Annotated in this window: 24 protein-coding genes; 10 read left to right on the top strand and 14 right to left on the bottom strand. The window is 71.9% G+C overall.

Going from position 1 to position 24,160, the window contains the following annotated elements:
* Positions 1-13: 13 nt before the first annotated feature.
* On the top strand, positions 14-1,990 hold the full coding sequence (locus OG520_RS28330; protein WP_406015063.1) for a helix-turn-helix domain-containing protein: 1,977 nt from the start codon (positions 14-16) through the stop codon (positions 1,988-1,990).
* 198 nt (positions 1,991-2,188) lie between these two features.
* Here the strand turns inward: OG520_RS28330 and OG520_RS28335 are convergent, their stop codons facing one another.
* The 8 genes from OG520_RS28335 to OG520_RS28370 form a co-directional block, all read right to left on the bottom strand.
* The gene (locus OG520_RS28335; RefSeq protein ID WP_406015064.1) at positions 2,189-3,073 is read right to left on the bottom strand and encodes an alpha/beta hydrolase; all 885 of its coding nucleotides are present in this window, start codon (positions 3,071-3,073) and stop codon (positions 2,189-2,191) included.
* Positions 3,070-4,224 carry a branched-chain amino acid ABC transporter permease gene (locus tag OG520_RS28340; protein WP_406015065.1) on the bottom strand — a complete coding sequence of 385 codons (1,155 nt, stop codon included), beginning with the start codon at positions 4,222-4,224 and terminating at the stop codon, positions 3,070-3,072. The genes OG520_RS28335 and OG520_RS28340 overlap by 4 nt, the downstream gene beginning before the upstream one ends.
* The gene (locus OG520_RS28345) at positions 4,221-5,108 is read right to left on the bottom strand and encodes a branched-chain amino acid ABC transporter permease (protein WP_266419790.1); all 888 of its coding nucleotides are present in this window, start codon (positions 5,106-5,108) and stop codon (positions 4,221-4,223) included. The genes OG520_RS28340 and OG520_RS28345 overlap by 4 nt, the downstream gene beginning before the upstream one ends.
* Positions 5,108-5,854 (bottom strand): ABC transporter ATP-binding protein, encoded by a 747-nt coding sequence (locus OG520_RS28350; RefSeq protein ID WP_406015066.1) that lies wholly within the window; start codon positions 5,852-5,854, stop codon positions 5,108-5,110. The genes OG520_RS28345 and OG520_RS28350 overlap by 1 nt, the downstream gene beginning before the upstream one ends.
* A complete protein-coding gene (locus OG520_RS28355; RefSeq protein ID WP_399326313.1) occupies positions 5,851-6,642 on the bottom strand; it encodes an ABC transporter ATP-binding protein in 792 nt (263 codons plus the stop codon). Before OG520_RS28355 ends, OG520_RS28350 begins: the two co-directional genes overlap by 4 nt.
* Positions 6,643-6,645: 3 nt before the next feature.
* The gene (locus tag OG520_RS28360) at positions 6,646-7,887 is read right to left on the bottom strand and encodes a substrate-binding domain-containing protein (protein ID WP_399326311.1); all 1,242 of its coding nucleotides are present in this window, start codon (positions 7,885-7,887) and stop codon (positions 6,646-6,648) included.
* A gap of 211 nt (positions 7,888-8,098) precedes the next feature.
* Positions 8,099-8,449 (bottom strand): DUF4190 domain-containing protein, encoded by a 351-nt coding sequence (locus tag OG520_RS28365; protein WP_266419801.1) that lies wholly within the window; start codon positions 8,447-8,449, stop codon positions 8,099-8,101.
* A 195-nt stretch (positions 8,450-8,644) separates the two neighbouring features.
* On the bottom strand, positions 8,645-9,256 hold the full coding sequence (locus OG520_RS28370; RefSeq protein ID WP_399326309.1) for a TetR family transcriptional regulator: 612 nt from the start codon (positions 9,254-9,256) through the stop codon (positions 8,645-8,647).
* A 230-nt stretch (positions 9,257-9,486) separates the two neighbouring features.
* On the opposite strand from OG520_RS28370, the gene OG520_RS28375 reads away from it, so the two are divergent.
* The 7 genes from OG520_RS28375 (at position 9,487) to OG520_RS28405 (ending at position 15,984) form a co-directional block, all read left to right on the top strand.
* Positions 9,487-10,818 carry a glycosyltransferase family 4 protein gene (locus tag OG520_RS28375; protein WP_406015067.1) on the top strand — a complete coding sequence of 444 codons (1,332 nt, stop codon included), beginning with the start codon at positions 9,487-9,489 and terminating at the stop codon, positions 10,816-10,818.
* 62 nt (positions 10,819-10,880) lie between these two features.
* A complete protein-coding gene (locus tag OG520_RS28380) occupies positions 10,881-11,636 on the top strand; it encodes a class I SAM-dependent methyltransferase (RefSeq protein WP_406015068.1) in 756 nt (251 codons plus the stop codon).
* Complete coding sequence (locus OG520_RS28385) at positions 11,633-12,706, top strand: prenyltransferase (RefSeq protein WP_399326303.1); 1,074 nt, start codon at positions 11,633-11,635, stop codon at positions 12,704-12,706. The genes OG520_RS28380 and OG520_RS28385 overlap by 4 nt, the downstream gene beginning before the upstream one ends.
* A gap of 153 nt (positions 12,707-12,859) precedes the next feature.
* Positions 12,860-13,411 (top strand): hypothetical protein, encoded by a 552-nt coding sequence (locus OG520_RS28390; protein ID WP_406016586.1) that lies wholly within the window; start codon positions 12,860-12,862, stop codon positions 13,409-13,411.
* 40 nt (positions 13,412-13,451) lie between these two features.
* Complete coding sequence (locus tag OG520_RS28395; protein WP_266419815.1) at positions 13,452-14,228, top strand: maleylpyruvate isomerase family mycothiol-dependent enzyme; 777 nt, start codon at positions 13,452-13,454, stop codon at positions 14,226-14,228.
* Between the two features lie 93 nt (positions 14,229-14,321).
* Entirely contained in the window at positions 14,322-15,398 is a 1,077-nt protein-coding gene (locus OG520_RS28400) for a PHP domain-containing protein (RefSeq protein WP_406015069.1), read from the top strand.
* A 4-nt stretch (positions 15,399-15,402) separates the two neighbouring features.
* A complete protein-coding gene (locus OG520_RS28405; protein WP_406015070.1) occupies positions 15,403-15,984 on the top strand; it encodes a VOC family protein in 582 nt (193 codons plus the stop codon).
* Here OG520_RS28405 and OG520_RS28410 read toward each other — a convergent pair.
* The 4 genes from OG520_RS28410 to OG520_RS28425 all read right to left on the bottom strand — a co-directional run bounded on the left by OG520_RS28410 (position 15,974) and on the right by OG520_RS28425 (position 19,718).
* Positions 15,974-16,984 carry an LLM class F420-dependent oxidoreductase gene (locus tag OG520_RS28410; protein WP_406015071.1) on the bottom strand — a complete coding sequence of 337 codons (1,011 nt, stop codon included), beginning with the start codon at positions 16,982-16,984 and terminating at the stop codon, positions 15,974-15,976. The genes OG520_RS28405 and OG520_RS28410 overlap by 11 nt on opposite strands.
* Before the next feature lie 123 nt (positions 16,985-17,107).
* Positions 17,108-17,953, bottom strand: coding sequence for a DUF5336 domain-containing protein (locus tag OG520_RS28415; RefSeq protein WP_406015072.1), 846 nt, complete (start codon positions 17,951-17,953; stop codon positions 17,108-17,110).
* A 194-nt stretch (positions 17,954-18,147) separates the two neighbouring features.
* Entirely contained in the window at positions 18,148-19,095 is a 948-nt protein-coding gene (locus tag OG520_RS28420; RefSeq protein WP_406015073.1) for an N-acetylmuramoyl-L-alanine amidase, read from the bottom strand.
* 35 nt (positions 19,096-19,130) lie between these two features.
* Positions 19,131-19,718 carry a class I SAM-dependent methyltransferase gene (locus tag OG520_RS28425; RefSeq protein ID WP_406016587.1) on the bottom strand — a complete coding sequence of 196 codons (588 nt, stop codon included), beginning with the start codon at positions 19,716-19,718 and terminating at the stop codon, positions 19,131-19,133.
* A gap of 247 nt (positions 19,719-19,965) precedes the next feature.
* On the opposite strand from OG520_RS28425, the gene OG520_RS28430 reads away from it, so the two are divergent.
* Positions 19,966-20,124, top strand: a complete 159-nt coding sequence (locus OG520_RS28430) for a hypothetical protein (protein WP_406015074.1) — start codon at positions 19,966-19,968, stop codon at positions 20,122-20,124.
* 598 nt (positions 20,125-20,722) lie between these two features.
* On the opposite strand, the gene OG520_RS28435 is transcribed toward OG520_RS28430, so the two are convergent.
* Together OG520_RS28435 and OG520_RS28440 are read right to left on the bottom strand one after the other, a co-directional pair.
* Positions 20,723-21,634: a radical SAM protein gene (locus OG520_RS28435; RefSeq protein WP_406015075.1), complete on the bottom strand. Its 912-nt coding sequence runs from the start codon at positions 21,632-21,634 to the stop codon at positions 20,723-20,725.
* A 470-nt stretch (positions 21,635-22,104) separates the two neighbouring features.
* Complete coding sequence (locus OG520_RS28440; RefSeq protein WP_266425903.1) at positions 22,105-22,296, bottom strand: hypothetical protein; 192 nt, start codon at positions 22,294-22,296, stop codon at positions 22,105-22,107.
* 178 nt (positions 22,297-22,474) lie between these two features.
* Here OG520_RS28440 and OG520_RS28445 point away from each other — a divergent pair, with 178 nt between their 5' ends.
* Positions 22,475-23,821, top strand: a complete 1,347-nt coding sequence (locus tag OG520_RS28445; protein ID WP_406015076.1) for a tetratricopeptide repeat protein — start codon at positions 22,475-22,477, stop codon at positions 23,819-23,821.
* Positions 23,822-24,160 lie beyond the last annotated feature (339 nt).

Genomic DNA, 24,160 nt, shown 5'->3' on the forward strand with positions numbered 1-24,160 from the left:
TTGCCGGCCGCCCATGTCTGAACCGTCCGCCTCCGCCGCGCCCCATCTGCGCCGCCTGCTCGATCTGCTGGCCGACGACGCCCCCGCCGAGGCGCTGGGCGCCGTCTCCTCCCGGGCGCGTGCCGCCGGGGTGCCCGCGGGCGATCTGGCGGAGGTGGAGCGGGCCACCGCCACCGCCCTGCGGATCAGGGGCGCCCTGCGCCAGCACCGTCGCCGCGAGCTCCAGCTCACCGCGCTCTTCGACACCGCGGGCGACCTGGCCGCCTCCCGGGACCTGGACGAGGTGCTGAAGGCGATCGTCCGCCGGGCCCGGATGCTGCTCGGCACGGACACGGCGTATCTCACCCTCCCCGACGAGGAGGCGGGGGACACCTACATGCGGGTCACCGACGGATCGGTGTCGGTGCTCTTCCAGCGGCTGCGGCTGGAGCTCGGCCACGGGCTGGGCGGTCTGGTGGCGCAGACCGCGCGACCGTACGCGAGCCCCGACTACCGCACCGACGACCGCTTCCACCACACCCGCAACATCAACGCCGGGGTGCTGGACGAGGGGCTCGTCGCCATCCTGGGCGTGCCGCTGCTGCTCGGCTCCAGCCGCGGCGGCACGGGGAAGGTCATCGGCGTCCTCTTCGCCGCCGACCGCGCGGCCCGTGTCTTCAGCCCCGACGAGGTCGCGCTGCTCTGCTCGCTCGCCGCGCATGCCGCGATTGCCATCGACACCGCCCGCGCGCTCGCCGACACCCGGTCCGCGCTGGACGAACTGGCCGGGGCCAACGCCGAGTTGGCGGAGGCGAACGCGGCGGTACGGGCGCATTCGGCGGCCATGCGGCGGGCCGAGGAGTCCCACGACCGGCTGACCGACCTGGTGCTGCGCGGCCGGGACGTCAAGGATGTCGCGGCGGCGGTGGCGGGGCTGCTGGACTCCCCGCTGACCATCCACGACCCGGGCGGCCGGCCCCTGGCGGCCGTCCGGCCCGACGGCACGGACTTCGCCGCCGACAGCATGGACGCCGGCTGGCTGGCCGAGACCGCCGAGGAATCCCGTACCGGCGCCCGCGCCGTGCACCGCGACGGCCGGTGGATCTGCGCGGTCCTCGCCGGGCGGGAACTCCTGGCCGGGCTGGTCCTGCACCGGCGCGGACAGCTCGACGACTCCGACCGGCGGCTGTTCGAGCGGGCCTCGGTGGTCACCGGACTGCTTCTGCTGCTGCGGCGCACGGTCGCCGAGACCGAGAACCGGATACGCGGGGAGCTGATCACCGATCTGCTGACCGACGCGGACCGCGACCCGGCCGGGCTCACCGAACGCGGCCGGCGCCTGGGCATCGACCTCGACCGCCCGCATCTGCTGCTGGTGGCCGAGGGCGGGACCCGGGAGCGGCTGGCCCCCGCCGCGGTGCGCTATCTGTTCGGCGGGGACATCCACGGGGTGAGCGCGGAACACGCCGGGAGCGTGGTGCTGCTGCTGGCGGCCGGCGACTGCGGACCGGCCGCGGGCGACGCGGCCCGCGCGGCGGCGGCCCAGCTCGGCCAGCTCGCCCAGACCCCCGTCACCGTCGCCGCCACCGGCCCGGCCCGCGGTGCCCGGGAGCTGGCCGCCGCGTACGGGGAGGCCGCCCGCTGTCTGCGCGCGATGCGGGTCCTCGGGCGCACCGGGGAAGGGGCCTGCGTCGAGGAACTCGGCTTCCTGGGCGTGGTGCTGGGCAACGCGCAGGACGTCGACGGCTTCGTCTCGGCGACGCTCGGGCCGCTGCTGGAGTACGACGCGCAGCGCGGCACCCACTTGGTGCGCACCCTCGGCGCCTACTTCGGGGCCGGGGGCAGTCTCGTCCGCGCCAAGGACGAACTCCACGTGCACGTCAACACGGTGGTACAGCGGCTGGACCGGGTGCAGGTGCTGCTGGGGCGCGACTGGAACGAGCCGGGCCGGGCCCTGGAGCTGCAACTCGCCCTGCGACTGCATCTGCTGGCGGGCGGCCGGGAACGGTAGAGGCCGTCCGGCCGCCCCCGGCGGAGGCTGTCCTCAGAGCCTGTCGGGTGACCTCCGACCGGGCGGCCACGCCCTGGCACGCACGCTTCCCGCGTTGTCGTCGGTCGCCAACGCTCCGCGTCGACTCCCTCGTCCGCCTCGGAACCGCACGCACCAGACCGCGTCCGCTTTTCCGATCCGAGGTCACCCGACAGGCTCTCAGACGCCCGCCAGGTTCGACAGGCGGCGCGCGATCTCCCTGCCGCCCGCGTCCCCCGTCAGCACCGTGTAGTGGTTGACGTCCCGGACCGCCACCGGTGTCACCCGCGTACCCCCGAGGTCCGCCGCCGCCAGCCGGGTCTCGTCGTACAGGCCCTGCTCCTCGTCCATCAGACCGCGCTGCGCCCACAGCAGCGTCGCCGGAACGGGCAGCTTCCGTACCGCCGTCAGCACCTCCTCGTCGAAGAGGCCGATGCCGTCGGTGCGCACCGCCTCGATCCGGCAGGTGGATCGCAGGGCGGGTTCGTCCCCGGTCAGATCGCGCTGGATGTACGCGTCCACCTCGTCCGACCAGGCGTCCGCGAACGCGGGGTGCGCCTGCCAGAACGAGCGGTACGCCGCCCGGTCGGGGAAGGTCATCGACAGCCGGTCCATCGCCGGGCCGATCACGGCGGTCATCAGCTCGTCGGGGGAGAGGTGGGTGGGGGCGGGGAAGCCGATGCCGCCGTCGACCAGCAGCAGCGGCCCGAACCGGTCCGGGTGCCGTACGGCGGCCAGCGCCGCCACGAACGCGCCCATCGAATGGCCCGCCAGCACCACCCGGCCCGGGGCCAGCGCCGCGGCCACGGCGGCCGCGTCGTCGGCGTGCGCGGCGATCCCGTACGGACCCGGCAGCGCCGAACTCCCGGCCCGGCCGCGCAGATCCGGCGCGACCAGGGTGACGCGTCCGCCCAGCAGCCTGGCCACCGGCCCCCAGGACAGCGCGTTGGCGGTGATGCCGTGCAGGGCGAGGACGACCGGCGCCGCGGGGTCCCGGGCCGGCCATCGGAGCACCGCCAGCTCGCCGCCGGTCACGGGGACTCGTACCTCTTCGTGAGCGATCACGGGCGTCCGCTCTCCTTCCGGGACTTCTTGTCCGTGGGTGTTCCGGTCGCGGCCGACCTGCGGCGTACCGCCTTCAGCCGGGACGGCAGCCGGGCCAGGCCGCCGGGCAGCAGGTGTACCACGGCCACGAACAGCACACCGAGCAGGAACAGCGGCTGGGAGAGCGGCACCCGCAGCACCGCGGGCAGATCGGCGACCGCGCCCGAACCGGCCAGATCTCCGAGCCGGTGATCGGCCCAGGTGTAGAGGATGCCGCCGGCCATCGGTCCCCACCGGGTGCCGGATCCGCCCAGCACCACCATCACCAGCAGGGACAGGGTGAAGTCGGAGGTGGTCGTCTGGGGGGTCGAGCCGCCGGTGAGCAGCAGGTGCACCAGACCGCCCAGCGCGGCCAGGGCACCCGCCAGGACGAAGGCCGTGAGCTTGAACCCGTACGGCTTCAGCCCCAGCACCTCCACCCGGCGTTCGTTCTCCTTGATGCCCTCCCAGACACGTCCGGTGGGGGAGTTGACCGCCCGGTGGACGACGGCGAGGGTGAGGACCAGATAGGCGAGCGCCAGCCAGTAGAGGTTCGCGGTGTGCTCGATGCCCACGAGCCCGGACGGCAGCAGTTCGGCGGGGGCGGCCCGGCCCTCCTCGCCGCCGGTCAGTCCGCCGGGGTTGCGGGAGACCAGGATCGATCCCGCCTGGGCGAACGCCAGCGTCACCATGGAGAAGCCGATGCCGGTGACCCGCAGGCTCACCGAGCCCAGGACCAGTGCGAGCGCGACCCCGCAGCCGACGCCGAGCAGCGCGGACACGGCGAACGGGAGGCCCGCCTCCAGCAGGAACATGTTCGTGGCGTAGCTGCCCGCCGCGAAGTAGAGCGCATGCCCGAAGGAGAGCAGCCCGGTGCGGCCGAGCAGCAGGTCGTACCCGGTCGCCAGCGCACCGAACAGCAGGCAGGTGGCGAGCAGTTGGAGACTTCCGGGGCTGCCGAGCGGACCGTCCAGGAGGCCGGGCAGCGGCAGCGCGCTGTAGGGGGCGAGGGCCAGGACCAGCAGTGCGGCGGCGGGCCACCAGCGGCGCAGCAGCCGGGCGGTGTTCCCGGGGGTCCGCACGGCCGTGTGTTCTTCGTCGGTGCGGCGGTGTGTCTCGGTGGCGGTGCTCACGCGAGCCTCCCGGTCAGTCCGCGCGGCCGTACGAGCAGCAGCGCGGCGAGCAGGACGACGACCGCCAGATCGCCGAGGCCCGCTGCGGTGTAGTAGTTGGCGAACTGCTGGACCAGGCCGATGACGACGGACGCCACGGCGGCGCCGCTCACCGATCCCATGCCCCCGGTGACCACCACGACGAACGCGAAGATCAGCAGCGAGGTGCCCTGACGCGGGTCGACCGAGCCGAAGTACAGGCCGCCGAGCGCCCCGCCGAGTGCGGCCACGCAGCCGCCGATCGCGAAGACGAGCGTGAACGCCTTCCGCACGTCGATGCCGAGTGCGGTGACCATTGCCCGGTCCTCGACCCCGGCCCGTACCACCAGACCGTGCCGGGTGCGGCCGAGGAAGAGCCGCAGCGCCACGAGGACCACGACCGCCGCCGCGACCAGCACCAGCCGGTTGACCGGCACCTGGGCGCCGAACAGGCCGAAGGTGCCGGACAGCGCCTTCGGGCCCGGGAAGGTACGGGCGTCCGAGCCCCAGATGCCCGACAGCAGGGCCGGGACGGCGAGCCCCACCCCGACCGTGGCGAGCACCTGCTCGCGCGGCCGGGTGTACAGCGGCCGGACGACGGCGAGTTCCAGCAGCACGGCGGCGGCGGTGCCCACCGCCGTACCGAACAGGACCGCGAGGGCGAAGCCCGCCCCGCCAGGACCGGCGCCGGGCAGATGGCCGGAGGCCGCCCACCAGGTGCCGTACGCGCCGATGGACAGCAGCGCCCCGTGCGCGAAGTTGAGCACGTCCATCAGGCCGAAGATCAGTGAGAGTCCCGAGGCGATCAGGAAGTAGAGGGCCCCCAGACCGAGTCCGGTCATGGTGAGCAGAACGACGGTGGACATCAGGAATCCGCCTCCACGGAGAGTGCTTCGGTGGCCGGGCCGTGTCCGACACCCAGCAGCCGCCGTGCCGTCTCCGCGTCGCCCAGCAGCTCGGCGGCCGGTCCCTGGTGGGCCGTCCGGCCGTCGGCGAGTACCGCACAGTGCCGGGCCAGGCGCCGCACGACGGCGAGGTTCTGCTCCACGAGCAGCACCGGCACCGCCTCGGCGGCCCGCTCCAGCACCTGGGCGACCTCGGTGACCACCTTGGGCGCCAGTCCCTTGGTGGGTTCGTCGGCGATGATCAGCCGGTTCCCGTTGAGCAGGGTGCGGCCGATGGCCACCATCTGCTGCTGCCCGCCGGACAGCGTCCCCGCCAACTGCCGTTCCCGGCGCTTCAGTTCGGGGAAGAGTTCATGGACGAGCGGGTACGAGGGCCCGTCCGCGCCGGGCCGCTCGGCCAGGCGCAGATTCTCCGCGACGGTCAGCGAGGCGAAGACGCCCCGGTCCTCGGGGGCGTACCCGATGCCCAGCCGCACCACGGTGTGGGTGGGCATCGACACGGTCTCCTCGCCGTCCAGCCGCACGCTGCCGGTACGCGGGACGAGGCCGAGGACGCCGCGTACGGTCGTGGTCTTCCCGGCGCCGTTCCGGCCGAGGAGGGCGGTCACTCCGTGCCGGGCGACGTCCAGGTCGACGCCGTGCAGGATGTGCCGGCCGCCGATCAGGACCCGCAGGTCCTGTACGGCGAGCAGGGTCCCGGTCGTCACAGCCCCTCCCCGAGGTAGGCCTGCTGGACGGTCGGGTCGGCGGTCACTGCCTCGGGGGTGTCCAGCGCCAGCAGCCTCCCGTGGTGCATCACGGCGAGCCGGTCGGCCAGCCCCAGCAGGACGTCCATGTGGTGCTCGACCATCAGGACGGTGCGGCCCTCGTCCCGGTGCAGGGTGCGGATGAGTTCGGTCAGCGCGGGGACCTCCTCCGCGCTGACCCCGGCCATCGGCTCGTCGAGCAGCATCAGCCGCGGCTCGCCCACCAGCAGCACCGCGAGCTCCAGCTTCCGTTTCTCGCCGTGCGACAGCTCGGACGCCGTGGCCCGCGCCCGGTGGCCGAGACCGGTGCGTTCCAGTACGCCGTCCACCTCGGCGGTGTACGCGGACGCCCGCCGCCACAGCCGGAAGGAGCCGCCCCGGGCCGCCTGCGCGGCCAGCCGGACGTGATCGGCCACGCTCATGGCCGGCCAGAGGCTGGACGTCTGGAACGTGCGGCCGATGCCGCGCCGCGCCCGTGCGTGCGCGGGACTGGCCGTCATGTCCGTGCCGTCCAGCTCGATGGTGCCGGAGGTCGCCGTGGTCAGCCCGCTGATCAGGTTGAACAGGGAGGTCTTGCCCGCCCCGTTGGGGCCGATGAAGGCCAGGAACTCGCCCTCGTGGACGCTCAGTGTGACGTCCTCGACGATCGTCGCGCCGCCGACGCCCCAGCCGAGTCCGGTCAGCCGAAGCACCGGGGTGGTGGTCCGTGGACCGGCCGCGCGCTGTGCGGTGATGTCCGGTACGCCCATCGGTCAGCCCGCCGAGGGCTTCGCGGGCGGCGCCACCTCGTCCATCGGCGCGGTGGACACCAGTTCCGGCCGGGCACCGGCGCCCGTCCCCTTGAGCTTCGCGACGAACATCGGCTGCACCAGGGCGTGGTCCTGGGCCCGGACCTGCTCCTTGCCCTTCACCCCGTCGAAGCTCCAGCCCTCCAGGGCCTTCACCATGGCGGCGGTGTCGGTGGCGCCGCCCTTCTCGATGGCGCGCACCACCATCTGCGCGGCGGTGAAGCCGTCGGGGGTGAACAGGTCCGGGGTGCCGCCGGCCTTCGTGACCGAGTCGAGCATGGACTTCTCCACGGCGTTGCCGCCGCCCGCGCCGGGGAAGTAGTGCGCCAGGAACGACACCTTGGAACCGGCGTCGCCGAAGACCGGGTACGAGGCCGTTCCGGCCAGGCCCGTGACGACCTTGCCCGCCTCCAGCACGCCCTGCTGGTCCAGCGCGGTCCACAGCGCCGGCGCGGTCGAACCGGCCCAGGCGACGAAGACCAGATCGGGTCCGCCCGCCTTCACCTGCCGGGCGAACGGGGTCAGGTCCGTGGCGCTGGGCGGAGCCAGTACGGAACCGACCTTCGCACCCCCGGTACCGAGGACGGCCTTCACGGCGGCGACATTGGCCTGGCCGAACGTGGAGTCCTGGGCCAGCACCGTGACCTTCTTGCCCTTGGCCTCGCCGAGCATCGTCCCGGCGGTGAGGATGTCCTGGTAGGACTGCCGGCCCGAACGGAAGGTGTAGTCGTTGATGCCGGTCACGGCGTCGGTGGCGGCCGGGCCGCTGATGTACAGCACCTTGTTCTGGGCGGCGAGCGGCGCCATCTGGAGCGCCACCCCGGAATCGGTGGTGCCGGCCAGCACCTTGTAGCCCTTGCCGATCAGGTTCTTGGCCGCGGAGACCGCCTTGCCCGGATCGCCCGCGTCGTCCTGCTCGGTGACCTCGATGCGGTGCCCGGCCACCTCGCGGGTGCCGTGGGTGGCGTGGTCCAGGCCCGCCATGAACCCGTCGCGGTACTGCTTCCCGTAGTCCGCGAGGAGCCCGGTCCGGGAGTACACCAGGCCGACCTTGACGGTCCCGCCCTTCACGTCCCCGCCGGAATCGCTCTCGCCCGCCTTCCCGGCTGCGGTGCACCCGGTCAGCACGAGACCGGCGGCGGTCAGCGCGACGACGGCGGAGAGGGATCTGCGGTGGTGGGCGGTGCCCGTGGCTCTGCGACGCATGGTGACCGGCTCCTCGGCGTGTTCATGTGATGTCGCCGAACCGTATGAACACCGTGCCGCCGTCGACATGGTGCAGGGCACCCCACCTGGCGCGGTGCGCATGTGGGGGCCGCACATGGGCCGAGACCGAGGGCCGCGCACGGGGGCCGGACCGTACGGCCTCCCCGGGCGCGGCCCGGTGCTCGGTGCGTGCGTCGCGGGCGGTGGCCCGTCAGGCCCAGGCGATGGCCTGGACCGTGGCCACGGTCACGCCGAGCACGGCGAACGCGATGCCGACGCTGCCCATCACGATGCCGGCGACCGCCTGGCCCCGGCCGCCGCCCTGGCCCCGGTCCGCCATGCGCTTGGCCGAGATGCCGAGGCAGAGCGCGATGATCGGCAGGATGATCGGGATGAGCAGCAGGCCGAGGATGCCGAGCACCATCGAGGCGGTCGCCTTGCCACTGGGCAGCGCGGCACCACCGGGGTACCCGTATCCGGCAGGCGGCTGGGCGCCGTATCCCGGTCCGCCCGGGGCTTGCGTCCCCGTCGCGCCGCCTGCAATGCCTGACTGGTCAGTCATGTCTTCCTCTCATCGATGCTGGTCATGACCATGTTAAAGAGCGGCCTGTCGCTCTTTCGGTCCGAACGGTGAGGGGAATGTGATGAAAGGGCCACGGGGCGGCCCCATGTGTGCTAAGGCGTGTTTGAGAAGTCGTCCGCCCGGAGAGCGTGCGTGCCGGACCCCGCGAGACGGACGGGACTTCTCGAACACGCCCTACGGTGCGCCCGTCGGCCTGGTCACGTCGATCAGCCGGCACACCGTGTCGATGTCGATCTTCACCTGGGCGATCGACGCCCGCCCCGACAGCCAGGTGATCAGGGCCGAGTGCCAGGTGTGCTCGATGACCCGGACCGCGGACAGCTGCTCCGGCGTCGGATGCTCCAGCCCCATCGCGTCCAGGATGATCGCCGTCGTGATCCGCGAGACGGTGTCCACCTCCGGGCTGACGCTGCGGTCGGCGAAGGTCAGCGCCCGCACCATCGCGTCCGCCAGATGCGGTTCGCGCTGGAGCGCGCGGAACGCCCGCATCAGGGTGTCGGCGACCCGCTGCGCCGGGTCCTGGCCGGCCGGGGGGCGCTTGTGCAGCGTCGTGTGCATGCGCTGGAGCTGGTCCTGCATGGTGGCGACCAGCAGGTGGATCTTGGACGGGAAGTAGCGGTACAGCGTGCCCAGGGCGACCCCGGCCTCCTCCGCGACCTCACGCATCTGCACCGCCTCGAAGCCGCCGCGGCCGGCGAGCTGGGCGCTGGCGTGCAGGATGCGGCGGCGGCGGGCCTCCTGCCGTTCGGTCAGGGGCGGCGATGCCGGCTTGGCTTCCGCTGTCATGTGTCCCCATCCATGGCTTCTGTCCGCGACCGGAGGGAGGCGCTCGGTCTCCCGGGGGCGCACAGCATGCCAGCGTGCCCGGTGGTGGCGCGAATCACCTGATCCGGCCGTTGCACCGACGCTACCTGCCGGTAGATTCGTAGCTCATTGAACGATCCAGTCTGAAACTTGTTCTAGATTAGCGTGAGCGGTTACGCTCCGGCGAACACGCAGTGAGAAGGGGGCCGAGTGTGACCGCTGAGGCCATAGAGTCGGGCCCCCGCACGGGCGGCGACACGTCCGGCGCCGCCGACGACCGTCCGTTGCGCATAGCACTCCTCACCTACAAGGGCAACCCCTTCTGCGGCGGCCAGGGCGTCTACGTACGCCACCTCGCCCGCGAGCTCGCCCGGCTCGGCCACGGCGTCGAGGTGATCGGCGCCCAGCCCTACCCGGTGCTCGACGAGGGCGTCCCGCTCACCGAGCTGCCGAGCCTGGACCTCTACCGCCAGCCCGACCCGTTCCGCACCCCGAAGCGCGGCGAGTACCGGGACTGGATCGACGCCGCCGAGGTCGCCACCATGTGGACCGGCGGCTTCCCGGAACCGCTCACCTTCAGCCTGCGCGCCCGCCGCCATCTCGCCGCCCGGCGCGGCGAGTTCGACGTCATCCACGACAACCAGACCCTCGGCTACGGGCTGTTGGCGGACCTCGGTGCCCCGCTCGTCACCACGATCCACCACCCCATCACCGTCGACCGGCAGTTGGACCTGGACGCCGCCGAGACCCGCCGCAGGCGCGCCTCCGTACGCCGCTGGTACGGCTTCACCCGCATGCAGAAGCGGGTCGCGCGCCGGCTGCCGTCGGTGCTCACCGTCTCCGGCTCCTCCAAGCAGGAGATCGTCGACCACCTCGGGGTGCGCCAGGACCGGGTCCACGTCGTGCACATCGGCGCGGACACCGACCTCTGGTCGCCCGACCCGTCGGTCGCCGAGGTGCCCGGCAGGATCGTCACCACCTCCAGCGCCGACGTACCGCTGAAGGGCCTCGTCCACCTCGTCGACGCACTCGCCAAGCTCCGTGCCGGGAACCCGGAGGCGCACCTCGTGGTCGTCGGGAAGCGGGCCGAGGACGGGCCCGTCGCCCAGGCCATCGAGCGGCACGGACTCCGGGACGCCGTCGAGTTCGTCAAGGGCATCAGCGACGCCGAACTCGTCGACCTGGTGCGCGGCGCCCAGATCGCCTGCGTTCCCTCGCTGTACGAGGGCTTCTCGCTGCCCGCCGCCGAGGCCATGGCCACCGGCACCCCCCTCGTCGCCACCACCGGCGGGGCGATCCCCGAGGTCGCGGGCCCGGACGGCGAGACCTGCCTGGCCGTCCCGCCCGCCGACGCCGGGGCACTGGCCGACGCGCTCGCCCGGCTCCTCGGCGACCCGGAGCTGCGCGCCCGGCTCGGCGCCGCGGGCCGCGACCGGGTGCTCTCCCGCTTCACCTGGAAGCAGGCCGCCATCGGTACCGCCGCTCTCTACCGCGAGGCGATTGCCGCCCGGTCCGGCGCCACGCGCCCCGGCGGCCGACGTTGACCCCGCCGCCCGTTCCCGTCGCCCCAGCCCCCTGACCCCCTCGACCGCGAAAGCAGGCATTCGTGCTGACCGTGGACTTCACCCGCTTCCCGCTCGCCGCAGGTGACCGAGTGCTCGACCTGGGCTGCGGCGCAGGACGCCACGCCTTCGAGTGCTACCGGCGCGGCGCCCAGGTCGTGGCCCTCGACCAGAACGGCGAGGAGATCCGCGAGGTCGCGAAGTGGTTCGCCGCGATGAAGGAGGCCGGCGAGGCCCCCGAGGGCGCCACCGCCACCGCGATGGAGGGTGACGCGCTCAACCTGCCGTTTCCCGACGAGTCCTTCGACGTCGTGATCATCTCCGAGGTCATGGAGCACATCCCCGACGACAAGGGCGTCCTTGCCGAGATGGTCCGGGTCCTCAAGCCGGGCGGCCGGATCGCGATCACCGTGCCGCGGTACGGCCCCGAGAAGGTCTGCTGGACGCTCTCCGACGCCTACCACGAGGTCGAGGGCGGCCACATCCGCATCTACAAGGCCGACGAACTGCTCGGCAAGATCCGCGGCGCCGGCCTCAAGCCGTACGGCACCCACCACGCCCATGCCCTGCACGCGCCGTACTGGTGGCTCAAGTGCGCGTTCGGAGTGGGCAACGACAAGGCGCTGCCGGTCCGCGCGTACCACAAGCTGCTGGTCTGGGACATCATGAAGAAGCCGATGGCGACCCGGGTCGCCGAGCAGCTGCTCAACCCGGTCGTCGGCAAGAGCTTCGTGGCGTACGCGACCAAGCCGCACCTGCCCGTGGCCGCCGCCGAGGACCTCACCAAGGCCGAGGCGTGACCGTTCCCGAGCAGACCGAACACCTCGTACTGCCCGGAGTCCTCACCGCCGAGGAGGCCGCCGAGACCGTCGCCGCCCTCCTCGCCGTGCAGTGCGAGGACGGCGCCCTGCCCTGGTTCCGCGGCCACCACCTCGACCCGTGGGACCACACCGAGGCCGCCATGGCCCTCGACGCGGCGGGCGAGCACGCCGCCGCGGAGCGTGCGTACGACTGGCTGGCCCGGCACCAGAACGAGGACGGCTCCTGGTACGCCGCGTACCAGGACGGAGACCCGGACCGGCCGACCGACCGCTCGCTGGAGACCAACTTCTGCGCGTACGTGGCCGTCGGCGTCTGGCACCACTACCTCGCCACCGGCGACGACGCGTTCGTCGACCGGATGTGGCCGACCGTCTTCGCCGCCGTCGAATTCGTCCTGCGGCTCCAGCGGCCCGGCGGCCAGATCGGCTGGAAGCGCGAAGCCGACGGAACCCCCGTCGACGACGCGCTGCTGACCGGCTGCTCCTCCATCCACCAGGCGCTGCGCTGCGCGCTCGCCATCGCCGAACGGCGCGAAGAGCCGCAGCCCGACTGGGAGTTGGCGACGGGTGCGCTGAGCCATGCGATCCGCCACCACCCGGAACGCTTCCTGGACAAGAGCCGCTACTCGATGGACTGGTACTACCCGGTCCTCGGCGGCGCGCTCACCGGGACGGCCGCCAAGGAGCGGATGGAGGAGGGCTGGGACCGCTTCGTGGTCCCCGGCCTCGGGGTGCGCTGTGTGCTGCCCAACCCATGGGTGACCGGCGGCGAGAGCTGCGAACTCGCCCTGGCCCTCTGGGTGATGGGTGAGTCCGACCGGGCGCTGGAGATCCTCCAGTCCATCCAGCACCTGCGTGCCGAGGGCGGCATGTACTGGACCGGGTACGTCTTCGAGGGCGACCGGGCCTTCTGGCCCCAGGAGCTCACCACCTGGACGGCCGGTTCGCTGCTGCTCGCCGTGGCCGCGCTCGGCGGCGACGAGGCGACCACGGCGGTCTTCGGCGGCGAGCACCTGCCGCACGGGCTGGAGCCGGACTGCTGTAGTTAGGGTCTGTGCGGCAGCGGCAGACCCGGACGGCGTTTCCCGAGTGGCACGCCGTCCCGGGCCGGGCGAACCTTACCGAGAGTGGCCGAGCGTCACTCATCGTAGAGATCGCCTCGATGCGCCCGGCCAGGGAGGCCCGCTGTGCCCAGTTCCGCCGTGACCGGTTCCGTACCGCTGCGCCGTCTGCTCGTTCCGCTGCTGCTGTGCTGCGCCCTGGTCGTGGGCGCCACCGGGTGCGGCGGAGGCGGCGGCAACAGCGCGAGCAGCTCCGCGTCCCCGAGCGGTACGTCGTCGGCCGAGGCGCAGAAGTTCGCCAAGACACGGTTCGTCGCCAACGCCGGGCTCGCCGCCGGTGCGACGTACCAGTGGATCGTGAAGCCGTACCGGGCGGGCAAGTTCAAGAAGGGCGCCGACGGACGGACGTTCGCGCTCGTCAAGGCCGGGCTCGCGGGCGGCTTCACCTACAACCGGCTGAAGGCGGCGGTGACCAACGCCAAGGGCGATCCACTGCTGTCCAAGGCGGTCGCGCCGCTGACGGCGGGCATCGAATCGCTCAAGGGGCTCGGCGACAAGCTCCGCAAGGGCGAGGCGGGCGCGGGCGACATCGGCGCCTTCGAGAGCGTGATCAACGGCATCAAGTCGGCCGGCAGCAGCGCCGGCGCCGAGGTGCAGGACAAGGTGCCCAGCGCCTCGCAACTCGGCGGGTAATCAGTGGGGTTCGACTCGTGATCGAACTAAGGTGCGTGGCATGAGCCGACCGACGCACGACCGCTACTGTGACGAAATCACCGCCCGCACCGATGCGTTGAGGGCCACGATCCGTGGCGCGGACCTCGGCGCCACCGTTGCGACCTGCCCCGACTGGACCCTGCGCGAGCTCGCTCTCCACGTCGGCAGGGCCCACCGCTGGGGCGGCGAGATCGTACGGACCCGCGCCACGGAGGCGGTTCCGTCGGAGCAGGTACCGAAGAACGCCCCCGGGAGCGACGATCCAGCCGCGCTCGACGCCTGGCTGGAGGAGGGTGCGGCGCGGACCGCCGAGGCGCTGCGGGCCGCGGGACCGGACGAGGAGGTGTGGTCCTGGGCGTGGGAGCGGAGCACGGGCTTCTGGGCACGCCGGATGGCACACGAGACGATCGTCCACCACGCCGACGCGGCGCTCACCGCGAAGACCGGGTACGAGGTGGCGCCGGAGCTGGCCGCCGACACGATCGAGGAGTGGCTGGAGATCGTCGCCTTCGCGCGGGCCGCGGGCGACGAGCGGGCGGCCGGGCTGACCGGCGCCGCGCGCTCCATCCATCTGCACGCCACGGACGCGCCGGGCGCCGAATGGCTGATCGAGTTCGGCGAGGACGGCTTCACCTGGCGGCGCGCCCACGAGAAGGCGACCGTGGCGCTGCGCGGCCCGCTCACCGACATCATGCTGGTCTTCAACCGGCGCCTGGCGGCGGACAGCGACCGGGTCGAGGTGCTGGGTGACGCGAAGCTGCTGGACTTCTGGCTGGAACACTCCGTGTTCGGCTGAGCGGCCACCCGGCGCCGCTGTGCGGGCCGGGCCGGGCTGCGCGAAGCTGGAGGGGAGAGCACGTAGTGTCCGGCGGCCCCGTGGAGGTGGCCGATGGAGCCCGTCCGCGCCCTGAAACGGATCGCCTTCCTGCTCGAACGCGGCAGGGCCGACTCCTACCGTGTGCATGCCTTCCGCGCGGCCGCCGACGCGGTGGCCGCGATGGCGGACGGCGAGGCCGGCCGACGGGCGGCGGCCGGTTCGCTGGAGGCGGTCAAGGGCATCGGGCCGAAGACCGCGCAGGTGGTCCGGGAGGCGGTGGCCGGGGACGTACCCGGCTATCTGGCACGGCTGGAGGCGGAGGCCGCCGCCCGGCCGGCCGAGGGCGGCGAGGGCCTCCGCGCGCTCCAGCGCGGCGACTGCCATCTGCACTCCGACTGGTCGGACGGCGGCAGCACCGTCGAGGAGATGGGCCGCACCGCGGCGGAGCTGGGCCACGAGTGGGCGGTGCTCACCGACCACTCGCCCCGGCTGACCGTGGCGAACGGACTCTCCCCGGACCGGCTGCGCCGACAGCTGGCGGCGGTCGCCGCGCTCAACGAGCGGTGGGCGCCGTTCCGGCTGCTCACCGGCATCGAGTGCGACATCCTCCCCGACGGCTCCCTCGACCAGGAGGAGGAGCTGCTGGCACAGCTGGACGTCGTGGTGGTCTCCGCCCACTCCGAGCTGCGGATGGATCCGGCCCCGATGACCAGACGCCTGCTCGCGGCCGTCCGCCACCCGCGGGCGAACGTCCTCGGGCACTGCACGGGGCGGCTGATCGCGGACCGCAAGCGCCCGGAGTCCCGGTTCGACGCGGACGAGGTCTTCGCCGCGTGCGCCGAGGCGGGCACCGCGGTGGAGATCAACAGCCGGCCGGAACGGCTCGACCCGCCCCGCCGGCTGCTCGGCCGGGCCGTCGACGCGGGCACCCTCTTCGCCATCGACACCGATGCCCATGCGCCCGGACAGCTGGACTGGCAGATCCACGGCTGCGCCCGCGCCGAGGAGTGCCGGGTCCCGGCGGAACGCGTCGTCACCACGTGGCCGGCCGACGAGCTCCTGGCCTGGTCGCGCGGGGGCACGACCCCGGAGCGGGCCCGCTCCGGGGTGGACGGGGCCGTCGGCGCAGCCCCGGGACAGGAGCGGTGAAGCCATGACGGCCACGAGCGTGCGAGGCATCGACCACATCGGGGTCACGGTCCCCGACCTGGAGACCGCGACCCTCTTCCTCACGAGGGCCTTCGGCGCCGAGGTGCTCTACGACGCCCTGCGCCGCCAGGACGGACCGAACGGCGGACCCGATGTCGAGCAGCGGCTCGGCGTCCCGGCGGGCACCCAGCAGTTGGCGATCAGGATGCTGGCCCTCCCCGGCGGCGGGCCGGGCATCGAGCTGTTCGAGTTCCAGGGCCCCCGCCGCGAACCCCCGGCACTGCCCTGCGACTTCGGCTGGCAGCACGTGGCGCTGTACGCCGACGACCTGGACGCGGCCGTCCGGGACTGCGTGGCCGCGGGCGCCTCGCTGCTCGCCGACGCGCAGCCGCTGCCGGGCCCCGAGGCGGGGGAGCACAACCGGTTCGCGTATCTGCGCACCCCGTGGGGCAGCACCCTGCAACTCCTCACGTACCCCGACCCCCAGCCCTGGCAGCGCGCCGCGGCACGGCGGAGCGCCCGCCCCGTGCCGAGCGGCACCGGCACCTGGCCGACCGACCCCGCCCGGCCGGGCGCTACTGGTTGAGCTCCGCGAGCACCCGCAGCGTGTGCGGGTCCGGCGCCGTCACCAGCAGATCGGTGACCGGCCCCTTGCGCCACAACTCCAGCCGCTCCGCGATGCGTTGCCGCGGCCCGACGAGCGAGATCTCGTCCGCGAACGCATCCGGCACGGCCAGTACCGCCTCCTCCTTGCGCCCTTCGAGGAACAGCTGCTGGATCCGCCGCGCCTCCTCCTCGAAACCCATCCGCGCCATCAGATCGGCATGGAAGTTACGGGCCGCGTGCCCCATGCCCCCGATGTAGAAGCCGAGCGTGGCCTTCACCGGCAGCAGCCCCTCGGCAACATCGTCACAGACCTGCGCACGGACCATCGGCGCGATCATGAACCCGTCGGGCAGATCGGTGAGCGACGCCTCGTACACGTCGGTGCGCAGCGGCGACCAGTACAACGGCAGCCAGCCGTCGGCGATGCGTGTCGTCTGCGCGATGTTCTTCGGACCCTCCGCCCCGAGCAGCACGGGGAGTTCGGCCCGCAGCGGATGGGTGATCGGCTTCAGCGGCTTGCCCAGACCCGTGGCGTCCGGACCGTTGTACGGGTGGGAGTGGAACCGGCCGTCCAGCTCAACAGGGGCCTCGCGGCGGAGCACTTGGCGGATGACGTCGACGTACTCCCGGGTCGCGGTCAGCGGGCTCCTCGGGAACGGCCGCCCGTACCAGCCCTCCACCACCTGCGGCCCGGACAGCCCGAGGCCGAGCATCATCCGGCCGCCGGAGAGATGGTCGAGGGTGAGGGCGTGCATCGCGGTCGCGGTAGGGGTGCGCGCCGCCATCTGCGCGATGCCGGTGCCCAGCCGGATCCGGGAGGTGTGCGCGGCGATCCAGGTCAGCGGGGTGAACGCGTCCGACCCCCAGGCCTCCGCCGTCCACACCGACGCGTACCCCAGCTCCTCGGCCCGCCGGGCCAGCTCCAGATGGGCGGGGTCCGGGCCGCGACCCCAGTACCCGAGCGCGAGTCCGAGCCTCATCTCCGCCGCCTCCCAGTATGTCTGACGAAGCGTCAGCCATGTGACGCACGACGGAGGGTACGACAGCGGCCCCCCGCCCGGAAGGGGCGGAGGGCCGCTCTCGTACTGCCGTGGGGCGCGGGATCAGCCGCGCTGGATGCCCGTGGTGTCCTGGAGCACACCGCGACGGCCGTCCTGGGTCTGGGCGATGAGGCCCGGACCGCGCTGTTCCACCGCGAGGTACCAGGTGCCGGGCGCCAGTTCGGCGATCGGCGACGGCGAACCGTCCTCCCCGTACAGCGGGCGGGCCACCGGCACCGCGAACCAGAACGGGGTGAAGTCACCGGTCGGCGCACCCGCGGCGGGGGCCTGCTGGGCACCCGCCTGGGGCTGCGGCTCCGGCTGACCGGGCTGCGGCTGACCGGGCTGCGGCTGGGCACCGTAGGGCTGCTGCTGACCCGGCTGGCCGCCGTACGACGGCTGCTGGGCACCGGGGTAGCCGTATCCCTGGCCGGGCTGCGGCTGACCGCCGTACGGGGGCTGCACGCCCCTCGGGCCCGAGGCGCTCACCAGCGGGGCCTTGAGCGCGGGGACCAGCGGGGTGGCGACCGCGCCGCCCGCGAGCACGATCGTGGCGAGCAGGCCGAGGATCAGCCCGGCGCCCGTGTTGCTGCCGTCGATGATCGTCCAGAAGGCCGTCCACACCGCGAAGATGCTGAGCGCGGCACCGAACTGACCGAGGTCGAAGCCGACGACCTTGCGGCCCGGGGTGGCGCGGCTCACGATGACCAGCGCCGCTGCGATGATTCCGGCCAGGTAGACGCTCATCAGGAGCCCGAGCGAGTCCCAGGCGTTCGGGGCGTTGTAGCGGGAGCAGTTGATGCCCGCAGGACAGTCGAAGCCGTAGAGGTCGAGGAAAGAGGCGATGAACAGCACGACCGCTGCTCCGATCACCACGCCGTCGCCTCGAGTGAGGGAGCGGATATTCACGTGAAGGTCCTTAGTCGGTCGTCTCGTCGGGGCGGTCGTCGCTGCCGCCTGCACGGGTGCGGCGGGCACGGCACGAAGCTCGGGGGGCGCGGCCCCCATCGTACGGATGAATCTATCGTCTGATCGGGTGGGTTGTGTCCCTGCCCGGACGCCGGACGCACATCCCCCCAATTTCGCCTCAGAACTACCTCTTGCTACCCGTTGAGGTAGCTGCTGATGCCGTCGGCAATCCCCTGTGCCGCCTTCTGACGCCAGCCCGCGCTGGTGAGCAGGGCGGCATCCTTCGGATCACGCATATTGCCGCATTCGATGAACACTTTGGGCACGGTCGACAAATTAAGTCCGCCCAGGTCCTTGCGAACGTCCAATCCGGAATTGCCACCGACGTAATTGGAAGGCGCACTTCCGGTAGCGCGGACGAATAGCCCCGCGATCCGGGTGCCGAGGTCGCGCGACGGTTCGACGATCTTCGAGGTGTCCGCAGCCCCGCCCCGAACCGGCCCGGGGAGGATCACATGGAAACCGCGGTTGCCGGCCGCGGAGCCGTCCGCGTGCACCGACACCACGGCATCGGCCCGCGCCTCGTTGCCGATCCGGGCCCGTTCGTCGACACACGGCCCGTACGCGCGGTCGTTGTCGTACGTCAGCACGACCTTCGCGCCCTGCTTCTGGAGGAGGGTGCGCAGCCGGTGCGAGACATCGAGGGTGAACTGTGCTTCCGCGTAACCGGAGTTGGTCGACGTCCCGGTGGTGTCGCACTCCTTGCGCGTGGTGCCGATGTCCACCTGGCGGTTGATCTCGCGGGTGTGCAGGTGGTTGTTCGGGTTGTGCCCGGGGTCGATGACGACGGTCTTGCCGGACAGCGGCCCGGTGGCCCCGCCGCCCGTGCGCGGCGTGGGCCCCGAGGGCTTCGGCTTCGCGGACGGGGTGGGGGAGGCGGACGCCCGCTCCGGCGCCGGAGCGGTCTTCGACGGTGGCGGGGCAGAGGTACCGCTGCCGCCCTGCCGGGGTTCGGCCTGCGCCCCGCCGACGACGTCGCCCGCGCCGCAGCCCGCGGCGGTCAGGCACACGGCGACGAACGCGGTGGCGGCGAGCAGGGACCGGCGGCGCCGGGTGGGGGGAACACTCTCGTCGTACGGCACCACGCGATGCTATCGGGGCGCTCGGACGGCCGCCCTCAGATGCCGGTTCCGGTACGCCGCAGTACCCGCAGCGAATCCGTCACGGACACCTCGGTGAACGCACCGGAGGCCAGCGCCCGCAGATAGACGCGGTACGGCGCCTGGCCGCCGTGCGCGGGGTCCGGGAACACATCGTGGATCACCAGCAGCCCGCCCTCGGCGACATGCGGGGCCCAGCCCTCGTAGTCGCCGTTGGCGTGCTCGTCGGTGTGGCCGCCGTCGATGAAGACGAAGCCCAGCTTCCCGCCCCAGACCGCCGCGACCTGCGGGGACCGTCCGACCAGCGCCACGACGTGGTCCTCCAGGCCCGCCGCGTGCAGGGTCCTGCGGAAGGTCGGCAGCGTGTCCATCCGGCCGACCTCCGGGTCCACCACGGTCGGGTCGTGGTACTCCCAGCCGGGCTGCTGCTCCTCGCTGCCGCGGTGGTGGTCGACGGTGAGGGCCGTCACGCCGGCCGCCCGCGCGACATCGGCGAGCAGGATCGTGGAGCGTCCGCAGTACGTGCCGACCTCCAGGATCGGCAGCCCCAGCGCGGCGGCCCCGGCGGCGGCCGTGTACAGCGCGAGTCCCTCGACCACCGGCATGAAGCCCCTGGCGGCCTGGAAGGCGGCGAGAATCTCGGGCGCGGGCTCGACGACGGACTCGGCGGGCACGGGTTCCTCCTGGTGGGGACGGGTACGCGTTCGACGGCGCCCCATCGTGCCGTACGCCCCCGCCGAAGGAGTCGGCGGGGGGCGCGGCCGCCCCGCGCTCCCCGGAGGCCGACGGCCTGGTGACGGTGGCGCCGCAGCTCCGCTTTAGCTCGCGCGGCACATCGAGGAGCTGTCCGCGGTGAACGGCTTCCTCGACTCCCGGGGACTGGCCTGGTCGATTTCCAGCGGCGACGGGATCGGCGAGCAGCACTTCGGCCCAGAGGTGCGGCAGCACCTGGACGCGGCCCGGTCGGACTTCCACGACGTCCCAGCCGTACCCCGCCCATGCACCACGTGAAGGCAGCACGGACAGGGCTCGGTACCCTCACCGCGCGGGCGAAGGCGCGGCACCCCTGAAAGACAGCAGTCCGTCATGATCGGACTGGCTCACATCTCGCGGGGCGGACCAGGGCGGGGAGGGGGCACGCCTGTCCCTACCAAGGCTTGTCCGGTCGGGGTCGTCCGCCTACTTGCTTCCAGTACCGGGCAGGCGGACCGCTCTCGCGCGGGCGCTACCCGTTCCCGTTCTCGGGCCCGTTCGGGCTTGCGGTCTGTCCTCGCAGCTCGGCCAAGGAACGCTGGTACAGGGTGTGTCCCGTGTAGTGCGCGTGTGCAGGAGCCGGCGAGGCATCCTCGATCACGTGTTGCGCGGCAGCCTTGAGCACGGCGCCCCATGCCAACACGTGCTGTTGTGCAGCTCGTCCGCACTGCTGCGGTTCGCCGGGCAGGCACAGCGGCAGGGGTTGCGGCAGCAGCTTGCCAGCGGCGTGTCGGACGTACCGTGCTACGGAAAGCCACTCCTCCTCGCTCCGGTGTACGGTGGCGCTTCCCGCATCTCCGCACCACGCGCCGAAGTCGTCTCCGTGATCGTGCATGTTCGCTGTCTCCTGTACCTGTTAGGCGGGTGCGCCGATGGCAGACGCCCCCGCGTTGCTTGCCTCTCGTGGGTCACAGTGCCCCACGGAAGGGACGCAGGGCCCACACGGGCCGCACATGGGAAGGAACTGCGGCGGGGTGCACGACTGAACTCCGGTTCCGTGCACGGCCGCGATGTCCGCAGTGACCCGCGCTGCCTGTGCGCCGTTCCAGACCTCGGCCACGGGAGTGGCCTTGACGTTGCCCATGGTGAGGAACCGCCCGAGGACGCACGGCCACATGTCGCCCGTGGGACCGATGGCGCACTTCTCATGTGCGCAGTGCCCGCACAGATCCTCGATCGTGGGCGCGGCCCCCTGACTGGCCCGCCCGAACGCGCGGGTCCGATCCCCGCCCACCTGCGGAACGCCGAGCGACACCAGGTCCTGCGCCGCTTCCTCGACACGCTGTCCGCTGCGCACCGCGACAACCCCGCCCCGCATGGCGATGCCGAGTTTCAAAGCCTTCTCGACGTTGGCGCGCGTCTTGCGGTGCGAACCGCGGAGCCCGGTCACCTGGTCGTGCTCGGCGGCGGTGTCCGAGTAGTACGACGTGGCGAGCTTGACGCCGTACTGCGTGAACGCGTCCCACAGAGCGTCCCGGATGTGCGCCATGTTCGAGAACACCTCGATGCCGAGCCCTCGCCCGTGCGCGTGCTCGATCAGCTCGGGCAGGTTCGGGTACAGGGTCGGTTCCCCGCCGATGAACTGCACGTCCGCCACCGTGCCCATGTCGGCAAGCTGATCGATCACGCTCAACCAGTCGGCCACGGTCATGGTCCCGTGCGTTCCCTTGGGTCCGCTGTCCGCGTAGCAGTGTGAACAGGTCTCCTGACAAAGCCCGGTCACCTCCAGCCATGCGAACCGGAGCGCCGATAAAGTTGTTGCTGCCATGAGTGATCGCCTCTTCTGTGTCGGTGGGTCCTCGGGTGCACGGTCCGGCGGGAAAGTGGCTGCTTTCCCGCCGGGCTAGTTGGAGCGGGCCGGTGCCTGCATGGATTCCGGTATGAGCAAGGGGCGAGCGGTGAGCCCATACCAACCGGTCCTGTCCCTGGCAACGAACTCGAACTTGGCCCCCGTGGCGAGCTGGTGCAATGCGTCGTCCTGGCGCTCGTCGTCGTCGGCCCACGCACGTAACTCGGTGGGTGCGTCGCGCACGGACGGGGCACCGGCCGTAACACGACCGAGGGAATCCACGGACTGTCGGCAGGATCCGGGCCCAGCCCGTGCGCAAGCCGGTCGGCTTGTCCCCGGAGTCACCGGAGCGCAAGCCGCGGAGTCGCCGTGAGGGTTCCGCCGAGATAGACGGTCGTCGCCCGCGTGCACTTCGACCAGGAACTGTTTCGGCACGTTGGGAGCCGTGCTCACAGCCCGCCCCGGCTGCTTCTGAGATTCCGCAAAGCGGTCTCGACGCTGAGTCGTTCGGCGGGGGTCAGTGCGCGAACCCACTCGGGCTCGGTTTCCCATTCGGCACCACCACCGACCGGCCGCAGCGACCAGTACGGGCCGGCGAGCCCACGGAACTCTCCGATTCGGCTACGGCTCGTGTCCCGCATCAGCGCCCCCTCGGAGGGCGGTACCGGCTCTGCATTCACTCGCCTGTTCCTTCCGCTGCGAACCCGACTGTTCGCTCCAGGCAACCGCGTAATCACCCCCGGCGGTACTGTTGTGAAGCGCACAAGGATTAAGAGCGTTAAGCGCTTAACGCAGTCGTGCGTGGGGAGTTGAACGACCGTGGGCACCAGCGAGGCGAACACAGCACTGGAGCGGCTGTTCCGCGAGACTGGATGGGCGCTGCGGCAGTGCGCGCAAGCGATCAACCGGGTTGGGACTGAGCGCGGCACCCCGAAGCAGTACCATGCGCCTTCCGTTCACCAGTGGTTGAGCGGGAGCGTGCCGCGCGAGGATGCCCGGCCGTTGATCTTGGAAGCGTTCGCCCGGCGCCTCGGGCGGCCCGTCACGTATGCGGAAGTCGGCTTCCCGGATCCCGAGGACGGGACGGAGGCAACACCGTCCAGCACGGTTGACGGGATCATTGATCTCGGACGGTTGGACATGGACCCCTCCCGCCGTAGCGTGCTCAGCGTCGCTCTGTTCTCCGTCGCACTGACAGTGCCTAACTGGCCGGACGTGGTGGGGCGCATGGAAGCTGCGCAGATAGGCAGCCGGACCCGCATCGGCATGTCCGATGTGCACACGGTTTCTGCCATGACAGAGCAGCTCTCGTCAATGGACGACCAGTCCGGAGGCCGAACTGCTCGCCCCCTCGCCGCAACCTTCCTGGTGAACACGGTCGCTCCGTTCCTCAGGACGGACGGCCCCGAGGACGTACGCAAAGCCATGATGTCCGCGGCTTCCGATCTCTGCTACCTCACCGGATACATGGCGGTTGACGAGGGTCTGCACGGGCTCGCACAGCGCTACTACCTGAAAGCACTGGAGCTTGCGGGAGCGTCGGAGGACCACCTTACGTACTGCACCACGCTTCGGGGCATGAGCGTGCAGGCGGTGGACCTGGGACAAGGGCCGATGGCCATGCGGCTCGCGGATGCTGCGGCGGCTTCCTCTCCCCAGGCCGGTCCGCGAATGCGTGCCTTTCTCGCCGGCCAGCAGGCACATGCGTCCGCACAGGTCGGCGACCGGCGCTCCGCGCTCGTCTACTTGCAGGAGGCCGAAGTCGCCATGGACAAGGCGGAGTCTCGTGGGAAGGCGTTCGGCTCGTACGCCCCCGCATCACTCAATTACCACACCAGCCAGGTCCGGTTCGAAATGGGCGACGTGCACGGCGCTGTTGCTGCCATGCAGGAGTCGGACAGGCTTCGAGACAGCGTCTACCGGCGTACTCGCGTCAAGGAGCGGGCGATCCTCGCCGAGCGGCAACTGGCTGTGGGACATCTCGAAGCCGCGTGCCAAACGTGGGGGCTCGCGCTGGACGATTACCCGCTGGTCAACTCGGGGCGCATCGACAAGCGGATGACGGACATGTTCAACCTCATTCGCCCCCACGCCCGGAACCATGACGCCCAAGCCCTGTACGAGCGCGCACGCGAGACGGTTCGGCCCGAGCTAGTCCCGGCGTAGCGAGAGCCCCGCCACGCCCCAAGTCGGGGCGCTCGCACTGGTCGATACGGGCAACACAGATGCAGTAATCCGTCAGTGTGGTGGTATCCACGGCGCCGATACCGGCCGTGAACTCCAGTACCGGGACGACCCTGCGCCACTCGCGTGAAGCGACTTCCCGGCAACGGGCGTTCACCGCGCACTGATCTCCGGGCACGTCCGCGAACGTGTCCGTCCAGTCCGGTTCGGACAGCTCGGCGGTCGGAACCCGCACACCCTCGGAAACGGGGCGCTTGCCGGGGTTGCCCTCGCGGATCACCTGTAGCGGCGGTGTCTTACGCATCGGGTCTGCCATTCCCT

It is taken from the genome of Streptomyces sp. NBC_00984 (assembly GCF_045162475.1).
Classification (GTDB): domain Bacteria; phylum Actinomycetota; class Actinomycetes; order Streptomycetales; family Streptomycetaceae; genus Streptomyces.

Coding starts and splice junctions, on each gene's coding strand:
- OG520_RS28330 (WP_406015063.1), top strand. CDS start 14: ATGTCTGAACCGTCCGCCTCCGCCGCGCCCCATCTGCGCCGCCTGCTC.
- OG520_RS28345 (WP_266419790.1), bottom strand. CDS start 5,108: ATGTCCACCGTCGTTCTGCTCACCATGACCGGACTCGGTCTGGGGGCC.
- OG520_RS28355 (WP_399326313.1), bottom strand. CDS start 6,642: ATGGGCGTACCGGACATCACCGCACAGCGCGCGGCCGGTCCACGGACC.
- OG520_RS28360 (WP_399326311.1), bottom strand. CDS start 7,887: ATGCGTCGCAGAGCCACGGGCACCGCCCACCACCGCAGATCCCTCTCC.
- OG520_RS28365 (WP_266419801.1), bottom strand. CDS start 8,449: ATGACTGACCAGTCAGGCATTGCAGGCGGCGCGACGGGGACGCAAGCC.
- OG520_RS28370 (WP_399326309.1), bottom strand. CDS start 9,256: ATGACAGCGGAAGCCAAGCCGGCATCGCCGCCCCTGACCGAACGGCAG.
- OG520_RS28395 (WP_266419815.1), top strand. CDS start 13,452: ATGAGCCGACCGACGCACGACCGCTACTGTGACGAAATCACCGCCCGC.
- OG520_RS28400 (WP_406015069.1), top strand. CDS start 14,322: ATGGAGCCCGTCCGCGCCCTGAAACGGATCGCCTTCCTGCTCGAACGC.
- OG520_RS28405 (WP_406015070.1), top strand. CDS start 15,403: ATGACGGCCACGAGCGTGCGAGGCATCGACCACATCGGGGTCACGGTC.
- OG520_RS28410 (WP_406015071.1), bottom strand. CDS start 16,984: ATGAGGCTCGGACTCGCGCTCGGGTACTGGGGTCGCGGCCCGGACCCC.
- OG520_RS28425 (WP_406016587.1), bottom strand. CDS start 19,718: ATGCCGGTGGTCGAGGGACTCGCGCTGTACACGGCCGCCGCCGGGGCC.
- OG520_RS28435 (WP_406015075.1), bottom strand. CDS start 21,634: ATGGCAGCAACAACTTTATCGGCGCTCCGGTTCGCATGGCTGGAGGTG.
- OG520_RS28440 (WP_266425903.1), bottom strand. CDS start 22,296: ATGCGGGACACGAGCCGTAGCCGAATCGGAGAGTTCCGTGGGCTCGCC.